The sequence below is a fragment of the Clostridium polyendosporum genome, assembly GCF_018332455.1.
Taxonomy (GTDB): domain Bacteria; phylum Bacillota; class Clostridia; order Clostridiales; family Clostridiaceae; genus Clostridium_AY; species Clostridium_AY polyendosporum.
On sequence record NZ_BOPZ01000035.1, the window covers coordinates 21,843 to 32,625 of the forward strand.

Consider the following 10,783-nt stretch of genomic DNA (forward strand, 5'->3'; position numbering starts at 1 on the left):
GGTATAATCAATTTATTTGATACAAAACTTTATATGATTGATACAACTGCTCTACAATTCCAATATTTTTTGGCAACTTCTTATACTTGTTGATACTTCTAAATTAAGCATTTCGCAAATATAATATTTTTCATCCTCAGTTAAGGTTAGGTTCAGCGATTTTTTAAATATTTTACATCCATTATTTACTGCACTTATAACTTTTTTATCAATTTCCTCTTTATTTCCTTCATAACGTAATTCTCCGCCAGTTATAGCTCTTTCTAATGCATAAGCCGCATGGTTGATGATACTTATTTTAGTTCTATTATCTAATTCTGTTTCCAACGCTTTTTCTAACGCTCTCATAAATTCCATTAACAGACCAATTATCTTCCGGGGATTTAAGTAGGTAAGAAACTCTTCTAGACTATTTTCACATAAGTCTTTTATGACAATATTTTTATCATCATTTACAATAGTTAGGTTATTGTTAATTAAGAGTTCTCTCAGCATCTTTTCTCCGTTAGTATCCATAAGTTTTTCAAGGGAAATAAAAGGTATATTTTCATTAGGTCTCTTTATTCCTATAGCTACCAAAACATTATACTTTTTCTGCAGCTCTTTTATCTTCTTGTCAAGTTCCCTTACTCCTACAGCTACAACTTTTATACTTTCTCCGGTTAAATTACATACTATTCTTTCTACTATCTGTTTTAACTTTTCTGCAGTACCTTCCCCTGAAGCACATACTGTAACGATTACCTTATTACTTATACAGTTCTTTTCATTTAAATAGCTATTATATCCCTTAAAGTCCTTTAAGGAGTTATATATATCTTCAAGCTTCATATCCAAAATGCTTGATTTCCTTATAGCTTCAAGTATTAAAGGAGTAGATACCATATCTATGGTTCTAACTTGAATACCTGTTCTCTCAACTATAGTGGCTTCAAATTTTACTAAAGAACCCATATCTACAAGTAATAGTACCCCTCTGTCACTATTCACCTCTTTAACTTTATCTATAACAACCTCTAATATTTCTTTGGGACTTACGTCAAGTGGCATATCAACAGCACATATATTAGAATTTCCTAATAAACTTTTTGCAATATTAACCATACCGCTTGCTATGGAATTTCCATGGGCAGCTACCACAATTCCAACGTCTCCACCTCTGTCCTCTTCTACTGATTTTAACAGTATAGCTATATAAGTTACTTCTACTTCGGGCACACGTATACCAAATTTTTCACTTATCAAATTTTTAATTTTTAATGCAACGCGATATTCTTCATCCTTGTTATTCACTGTGTTGTATGTGTTTCTACCATTATATTTTTTCTCTTTTATTCTTTTTAGGAAGGCACTAAGATGCAGACTTAAAGCATATATGAATCTATCGCTGTACTTTCTATTTAGCTCGTCTTCAGCTAAGATTTTTATCTGTTCTGTAAATTCTAAAGTTTCCTTATCTACAATTTTTAAAATTCTATCTTTATTTTCCTTATTTTTAGTGAACTTATTATAGAAGCTTTTTATATGAATATTTACCTCTGTGGTAATAAACTTATTAATATAATCACTATCCATCCCCTCTTCCTTTAGTAAGCTTAACTTGTCCTCTATGATTTTATAAAGATTAAAGGGAGGTTCATAAGAATCAGCCCCTTCTATAAGGACTTTGTAACCATTTGGACTTATCAGTAAAGGTTTACCTAGGATAGTATCCAACTGCTGAAATTCCTTTCTATCTCTTCCTATTTCAAAGAAACCATCTCTTATATTAGAAGATAAAGCTTTAAAATCTAATTCTATATAATCCTTATTATTATTTATACTATCTAAGAAACCCTTGGCACAGGTAAGTTGGATATTAGATTTTAACTGTCCAATATTTCCATAGGTAGCGCTCCCTATTAAAGCTTTAACAACTTCAGTAGAAGCTTTAATAGGCTTGTTCACTCTATGTGCTTCACTTAAAAATAAATGTGTTATTATCTCTACTTTTTCTTCATTGGTTCTTTCTTGAAGTGACGGTATATTTATTGTTATTGGTATTCTTCTCATAAAAGTTTTTAGCATATAGGAATCAGTATCTTCTGTAGTTGCTCCTATTATAAGCACGTCGGCTTTTCTTGTTCTTTCAGTTTCTCCCAGCTTATTATATTCTCCTGTATCCATGAAATAAAATATCATTTCTTGCCCCTCTGGAGGTAATCTATGTATCTCATCTAGAAACAAAATACCTCCATTAGCCTTTTCTACAAGTCCTGACTTTTCAGAATCTGCCCCAGTAAAAGCACCCTTTATGTGTCCAAAAATATGAGCTAGCAATAATTGAGGGTTATTGTAATAATCTGCACAGTTAAAAACAATGAAAGGTGACTTATCTGAAAATCTGTTTACAAATTTTCCGTAGTTATACATCATCTTTGCAAATAAAGTCTTTCCTACTCCTGTTTGACCAATAATCAGTGTATTCAGTCCTCCAGGTGGGTATAATATAGCAGCCTTTGCTTGTTCTATTTGATTTCTTAAGCTTTTTTCCGCACCTATCAATAGCTTAAATGGTTCCTTCTTCTCGTTATCTAAAATGATATCGTTAACACTTCTTACTTCAATAATTTCATCCTCAAGTTTAATATCTAGTATTTCTTCCACAGCAGCCTTATGCAAAAACCTAACAGGTCTTGCCTTTATCTTTATTACCTTATTTAACCTTAAAAGCTCATTAAGTTCTTTGCTCACATTGTTTCTTAACATGCTTAGTTCTTCTGCAATTTTAATAGATGTAAAACCTATATCATTTACTAGATCTTCTTTTGAGAGTTTTTTTGTATTATTTTCAAGATAACAATAAATCTTTTCTATCCTTTTCATTAGTACCACCTCCAGATTCATTAGTATTTAAATCATATCTATCTATTGTATATGCTACCCCATCTTCATCATTAGATAAAATTACATCATTAGCGACTTTTTTGACTTCATCTGGTGCATTTCCCATTGCGATGCCAAGTCCCGCATATTCAAGCATATCCATATCATTGTAGTTATCTCTAATTGTTATAAGCTCTGATTTATCTAATTTATACCTTTTTAGCAAAAATTCAATGGCAGAAGTTTTAGATGAACTCTTAGGTATTATTTCTAAATGAGTTGGTTTTGAAAGATAGATATTTAAATTATCTCTAAATATTTCTTTTAGTATATCTTTCAACATCTGTATTTGCTCTGGCTTTCCCATACACACAATTTTGTTACAGCCTTCATTATGTTCCTCCCACTTTTTTAAGAACTGATCATAATGGCTAATAATTGGATTTATATTTGTTATTTTCTTTTCTTGCAGTGCCCATTCATCCATCTTTTCTACATACCAATCATCATCCTTATATAAACTCGTGTGAATACCACAGTTTTGCACAGTAAATATACTACAATTTTGTACAGCAAATATTTCTTTTATATAAGAAGCATCTATATAATTGCTTTGTAAAATCTCTAAATTTTTATAAAGAATCAAAGATCCACTATAACAAATTATAGGCTCACATATACCTAACTCTCTTTGTAATAATAAAATTCCCTTGGGCATCCTTTCTGATACAAGAACAACTGGTATGTGTTTTTCATTTACCACTCTATTAATGATGCATCTGGTTTTTTCTGTAACTTGATGTTTTAAACTCAAAAGTGTACCATCAATATCTAAGCATATAAATTTAAATTTACTCAATTAACCCCCTCCTAATATTAAAATCTACACCTTTTATTTTTTATTCTGCAGTCACCTATTAAAAATTCATTTAATATGAAAATAAGATTTGTACAATGTGATGTATCAAATAAATTTAATTTATGCAGAAGAACATATGCTATATTGCGTCACCTTTAAATAATTTGTTAGAAAGTATTAGTTCTAAATTATTAAAAAAGCTAAGAATTTTGACACTGTTTGAGCTTAAGCAAGTTTATCAAAGTTCTTAACTTTTTATTACCTTGTACCCTATATGCGTTACCTTATCATTTCCTTTTCTTTCTCAACAGCTAACTTGTAAATATAAAATCTTCGCCTTATAACATCTGAAAGCGCTTCTGCAGTACAACTATTATAATAGATAGCATGCGTTAACATAAATATTACGAACGCTTCCATATACAAATTCATCTTCCTTCATCAATTTTACATTTTCCGAATAATTTATTTACATTTGTAATAATTTATTAATTTCCTTTAACCACATTTTATCAAAGCGAATAGTGCCAGTCAACACTATTCTTCATTTTTGCATTATATTTGAAATATAATTTAATTTACATTTGTTTATAATTTATTATATTTTATTTATTTCACAACAATGTTTTGCTATAGCTATAGGGTTATCAAGCCTAGAGTTACCTTATACATTGATAAAAGCACTAAATTTATAAAAAATTTTATGAGCACAACTTACTTCTAGACCTGGATAGTATACATCTATTTATACGCCTACATTTCAATTGTACACTTGTTTACTTTCACAATTTACTTTGTAAACTTCTAAATTAACCTTTTAAAATAATTCTTTATTATTTTTTATATATCACTTTAATGGGAGTAACTGTAGATTCCAACAAATTAGCAACTTTGCAAGAAAAGGCCACAACTGCTTTAGTAAAAGATTCTAAAAAGAAAGAAATAAAGTTATATTTTTTAACGTATTCCAAAGACCCAAATGATTAATACTCACCTACCCCTAATCAGAAATTAACAGCTATGATAGCTGCTGCTGACATTGATATACTTGTACTAAACAAAAGTGAATTTGAAAATTATGCAAAACAAGAAATGCTTAAAAGCTTTGACTCAGTTCCTGGTTTTTCTAACCTGAACCTTTCAGGTTAGAACACTTTAAAATATAAAATTGATGGAAAAGACATTTCTGAAAAAGTATATGGTATTAATGCGGACACGCTACCAGCGCTTGTGGATGTGAAGTTTGACTCTAAGGATAACATATTATGTATAGTATCAAATTCAAAGCACATAGATAAAATATAAAAATGTATATAAAATCACCTCCATTTTAACCCTTATTTATATGGAGTCAAAGCAAATTTAATCAGTAGTACTCTCTAACGAGGGCACATTTTTTTATTACTGTTACGAAAAGAAGCTCCCATTAGACAACCCCATCAAGAAAAGCTTTGTTACTACTAGTGGAGACAAGGTTTCACTATCTGTTACTGGCGTTAAAGGTGATATACCTCAAGTAGAAGTATCCTCTTTAATGAATATCATTATAGCTAGGAATATATTCTTAACTAAAGGTGAAACTTTAGCTTCAAAGTATGGCGCTGAATCGACTCAAAGATAAACTACTGAGTTTAATTGTAATAGCACTTCATATTATCTTCATATATAAAAAAGGGCCCAGTTTCAACTGAGCCTTTTTTTCTTTTTATTCAGTTTAATTCGTTTTATATAAATTATATTAACAAAGAATAATGGAGTTGAGCAATACAGTATCTCACTTTCCTAATTATATATATCAGAAAACTCTATTTTAATCCTTTCTACCTTATTTTCACTTGTATAGATGTTAGATTCAGTAGGATTTTCATCCTCATGTATCAATTTTACAGGAATCTCTATTCTAAACTCGCTTCCTTTACCCGGAATACTTTCTAATTCAATAGTTCCATTATGGATTACTACTAATTCCTTAACTAATGAAAGACCTATTCCGCTTCCTTCTCTATTTCTAGACAGCGACTTGTCCACTTGAACAAATTTTTCAAATATAGAAGATTGTTTTTCTACGGGTATTCCCAACCCAGTATCTTTAACAGATATAACTATACTATTTACCTTATCATATATATTAACTTCGATACTTCCACCACTAGGAGTAAATTTTATGGAGTTTGATAATAAATTAAGTATGATTCTTTCTATGGCATCTGGATCAAAAGCCATGATTTTTTCCTCTATTTCTGTATCAAAGGTAATAGAAATACCTTTACTTTCAACATAATCAACAACTGATAATACAATATTTTCTGCTATACTTACTATATCCCTATTTGACTGCTGAGTAAAAAAATGTCCTGCATCAATCTTTGTTATATCAATAAGATTGCCTATAATTCTAAGTAGTCTATAGCTGTTTTGTCTCATTATACCTATATACTTTTCTACACTTTCTTGTTCTTCGTTAAATGCACTAGTTTTCAATTCTATGATTTGAAGTGCACTAAAAATTAAATTTAATGGTGTTCTAAGTTCATGAGAAATATTAGAGAAGAAATTGGTTTTTAACTTATCATAATGGATCATTTCTTGAATAAGCTTTGCATTTTCCTCATTATTCTTATGATCTGTTATATCAAGTCCAAATAAAATTAATCCTCTGCGGGTTCCATCATCATTAAATAGGGGTATTCTTAATGTATCATAAAATCTATCAATATTCTCTTTTTTATCTGGTATAACTTCTTCGCTTCTATACATAGTGCCTGTGTTCCATGCTTCTTCGTCTTGACTCATCCAACTTTCTAGTACATACTTTGCGTCAGCTGATGAATTAGCTAATTCATCAACACTTTTATCTTCAAAATCCTTCTCGTTAGTGCCTAGCAAGTTTAAAACTGTATTATTTGCCTTAACAAATTTACCATCAGGACTTCTCATGTAGATTATATTCGGAGTGGAATCCATTACTGTATACAGTACACTTTCACTATCAAACAATAGCTTTTCAGCAAGTTTACGTCTATATATGTTCGCAATGACAAAAACTAGTGCTAAAATAATAATAAATATAATAGCAGTTATTAAATATAAAACTTGTGTTTTAGATATATTATAAAATTTAGAAGGCTGATTGACTATCCATGACCCTTTAGGTAAAGTATTCAAGTCAATATGAAATTGTTTTAATTTATTATAATTAAATACGTAATTATGAGCCGAATCTTCAGTAACAGGAATATCCGATGGCTTCTCACCATCCAATATTCTTAAGGCTAGTTTACCTACTTCTTTTCCTAAATCAGTACCATAGGTAATCACACCTCCAACACTCTGCTTGTTAACTTCTATATAGCATTTAGAAAAACTAGGTATTTTATTATCTTTAAAAAGAATATCGGCAACCTGCGTAATTAACATATCCTTACCATTATCATCTTTAAGATTTGCGTCAAAATAGGCTATAGTATCTTTTGGTAACTTATCCATTTTTTCTTTTACCTTTGTGACATTTTGTTCGTCAGAAAATATAAAGGTAACTTTATCTTTATATAGGGGTATTAGCCCCTTTATATAATCTTCTACTCCTCCTGGTGCTTTGTCTGTAATCACAAATATTTGTTTCGCATTAGGCTGAAGCTTTAAAGCAACATCTAAAGTATTTTTAATATCAAGACTCTTTGATAAACCAGTAAAAAGTGGATGTCCACTAATCATAGAAGTATTAAAGTTATTCACTCCACTAAATACGACAGGAGTATTTGGAAATAGTTTATCTCCATAACTTAGTAAAAAATTAAAAGCATCATCGTCTAAGGCAAGTACTACATCAAATGTAGTGCTTGTAAAGCTATGTTTATACAATTCATAATATTGTGGCCAAGTCGATTTCCCCAACCCCATATATTCCATTTTTACATTTATATTTTTTTTACTATCTACAAACTCAGAATTTACTGAAGATATAATTTCATCAGTCCATGTCCTTGATTGCTGTCCAGACAAAATAGTACTTTGATTTCCATAGGAACTTAAAATTAGTACATTTTTTTCACCTATACTCTGAGCACGAACAGGCCTTAGAAAGAGTACAAAAAATGTAATAAAAAATATAAGAAAAATACACTGTTTTTTATATTTTTTATAGGTAAAAATAATTAATCCTCCCCTCAAAAACATCGTGCTTTAATACTACGTTTTTAACTATGGCCTCCTGAAGTTGAAATGATACTAATATTGCGCCATTTCTTTTCTTACAAAGTCCATTTTCTCACATTTTTTAGTTCTTCATCTCCAAATTATCCCCCCATATAAACAATGAACTTAACATTACCAGATGCTTCTTAAGAAGCTTATAATTACACTATTAAATGAATGTCCTGGTTAAAGAAAAGCATTTACAATAAGCACGCTATTAAAATGGATGCACTTTTTGCATATAAGGATAATACTTGCAATCTAAAAGCTACAAATTTATTTTTTGTTATAACTCGTGTTATCTAATTATAAATAAGGATATACTTCTCAGAATTCTAAAAAGTATATCCTTGATAAGTGTGAATAAGTAAAAATCCATATAATTTCAGAACGATGCACTTTTTATTTTTCTAGTATTGTTAGTCAATTATAATTTAAAAATGACCAGTTTCTTCTCCAAGACTATAAAAAACATGTCATCTTCTATTTTTCATTACTTTAATTTTATAACCTTGAGCTGTTCTCTAATATTATGGCCTTCCTCTAAAAGTCCAATTTAATCAATCTTTTGAATGATAGTATACTACTGTTTCTAAAAGTTCATCAGTCTGTGCGTCTACCAAACAGTTTTATTTTTCATTATTATCCCTCTTGTTTTTAGGAATCGGTTCCCATTGATATGGATTAATCTTAGCATAAAAATGTTTGTTTTGCAACACTTATAAGTAAACATTTGCACATCTCAAAATGCAAAAAAACTATCCAAAGTTCAGAAATTTGAACCTTTTTTCTTTTTCATAAACTTTCACCCATATTGTTCAAATATCAATATTAACATAACACAGCCTTAGTTAAAGCCTGCATATCAGAAGTTAATACTGCTTACATTTATTGAAAAAAAAAGAGGATGTCCTAAAAACTATTCAGTAACAGCCCCTTTTTTATACAAAGAAATTACTACGAATCTCTGATAAATCTCTATATTTTTTAACAGGTAAATGGCTAATTGTAAAACCTAAAGGTTTCAATTGCCAAATTTAAGATATACTAATCCAGTTATTTACTAAACGAAGTAACTTCCTTCAACATTTTACCTCTTTCTTCTGGTATAAAGTCAATTAAGGCTTCCCCTATAGTAAATACTCTTCCTATCTTATCAACTGCTAAAAACATAAATCCCATTTATTCAATTCTAATATTTCTATTTCCCCATTACTAAAAAACTCTATATTTAGAGATGGGCTGCTAGGGTATATTGTAGATGTCATTGTTTTTTCTCCGTCATTTATAAACACCTCAATGGAGCACCTATCAATCAATATATTTAACTTTAACTTATTATCATTACACTTAACTGGAACTCTTCTTACTCCAGCTTCAACATCTTTCTCACCACCATTTATCTTTTCACCACTATTACTACGATCTAAAATTAATTTTTCATTTTGGCAATCATAGTATATAGAAGTATATTCATATGCGCTATATACGAGCTTTATACCAAATCTCTCAGAGTTTTTACGATCTAACATCATCTCAAGATTAATACATTCTCCTGAAAGTTCATTTATTCTTAATGAGCCATCTACCGTTAAATTGTTGAATGATACTTTATTCGTTTTATATGTCTCTAACTCACTTATTGGTTTTTGATAAAGTGCATTACCTCTTAGCTCTAATTCTCTTGGAATAGTCATTGCCCCTGCCCAATTATGCTTCTTATCGTGAGTTGGTATATTTCTTTCCCACATTTGCATCCAGGTTATCGCTATTCTTCTATTTTTATCATCAATAAGAGTTTGAGGAGCATAAAAATCATGTCCATAGTCTACCTGATCTACATGTTCACAACTAAATTTACCTGTATTAAAGTCTACATCACCAATCAAATATAAACTTGAGTGGATATTCCAGTATCTGTCTTCTTCTTTTTCACAAAATTGAGGTGATACTATTAGCACACATTTTCCATTTAATTCAAATAAATCAGGACACTCCCACATCTTACCCAACTTATTTTCACTGGCTATCATAATACCCACATATTTCCACTCAATCAAGTCTTCTGATTTATATAACAGAATTTGTCCACTACCATCCTTATTTATTGAACCTACTACAGTGTAATAATACTCATCTTTTTTAAACACCTTAGGATCTCTAAAATCCTGAGGTAGAGCATTCTCAGGTAAATCCCTCTCTGTAATTACTGGGTTTTCCTTTATTTTATTAAATGTTATTCCATCATCTGAAGATGCTATACACTGAGTTTGTCTTATATTTTCAGGTTTTTCTTTATTAGGGTTAACATGCCCAGTATACATCAAATATAGATCCCCATCTTTTTCTACAGCACTTCCTGAAAAACAACCATCTGCATCATACTCTTCATCCGGTGCTAATACTACAGGTTTATGCTCCCACTTAACCAAGTCAGAACTTACAGCATGTCCCCAGTGCATAGGTCCCCAACAGCTATCATATGGGTGATATTGATAAAACAGATGGTATTCTCCTTTATAATAACTAAATCCATTTGGGTCGTTGATCCACCCTATTGGTGGAATAAAATGATATTTAAGCCTATACTGTTCGTTAACAAAATTAGAATTATTTTTTATATAGTCATTCGCTATATTTAATTTGTTCATATATACTCCTTTTAAATCTCATATTAATTGCTTTTTTGCAATGTGGAATCAAAGTTCCAACATAAGTTATTCTGAATATCTATTATTTACCTCCAGTATGAGCAACACCTTCAACAATATGTTTCTGGAAGAACATATAAATTAAAACTATTGGTATACTTGATATTGTTAATGCAGCCATTACTTGATTTGTAAAAACTGGGTCTGTACTGTT

The 10,783-nt window shown here is 30.1% G+C and carries 6 protein-coding genes; 2 read left to right on the forward strand and 4 right to left on the reverse strand.

Features of this window, described 5'->3' with window-relative positions:
* Positions 1-51: 51 nt before the first annotated feature.
* Both CPJCM30710_RS15410 and CPJCM30710_RS15415 read right to left on the reverse strand, forming a co-directional pair.
* Positions 52-2,865 (reverse strand): sigma-54-dependent transcriptional regulator, encoded by a 2,814-nt coding sequence (locus tag CPJCM30710_RS15410; protein ID WP_212905056.1) that lies wholly within the window; start codon positions 2,863-2,865, stop codon positions 52-54.
* Positions 2,831-3,724 (reverse strand): HAD family hydrolase, encoded by an 894-nt coding sequence (locus CPJCM30710_RS15415; RefSeq protein WP_212905057.1) that lies wholly within the window; start codon positions 3,722-3,724, stop codon positions 2,831-2,833. The genes CPJCM30710_RS15410 and CPJCM30710_RS15415 overlap by 35 nt, the downstream gene beginning before the upstream one ends.
* A 1,020-nt stretch (positions 3,725-4,744) precedes the next feature.
* On the opposite strand from CPJCM30710_RS15415, the gene CPJCM30710_RS18115 reads away from it, so the two are divergent.
* Positions 4,745-4,873, forward strand: a complete 129-nt coding sequence (locus tag CPJCM30710_RS18115; RefSeq protein WP_281413995.1) for a hypothetical protein — start codon at positions 4,745-4,747, stop codon at positions 4,871-4,873.
* A gap of 289 nt (positions 4,874-5,162) precedes the next feature.
* On the forward strand, positions 5,163-5,345 hold the full coding sequence (locus CPJCM30710_RS18120) for a DUF2922 domain-containing protein (protein WP_212905060.1): 183 nt from the start codon (positions 5,163-5,165) through the stop codon (positions 5,343-5,345).
* 161 nt (positions 5,346-5,506) lie between these two features.
* Here CPJCM30710_RS18120 and CPJCM30710_RS15425 read toward each other — a convergent pair whose 3' ends face one another.
* Positions 5,507-7,894, reverse strand: coding sequence for an ABC transporter substrate binding protein (locus tag CPJCM30710_RS15425; RefSeq protein WP_246503560.1), 2,388 nt, complete (start codon positions 7,892-7,894; stop codon positions 5,507-5,509).
* A gap of 1,187 nt (positions 7,895-9,081) precedes the next feature.
* On the reverse strand, positions 9,082-10,569 hold the full coding sequence (locus CPJCM30710_RS15430; protein ID WP_212905059.1) for a glycoside hydrolase family 32 protein: 1,488 nt from the start codon (positions 10,567-10,569) through the stop codon (positions 9,082-9,084).
* Positions 10,570-10,783 lie beyond the last annotated feature (214 nt).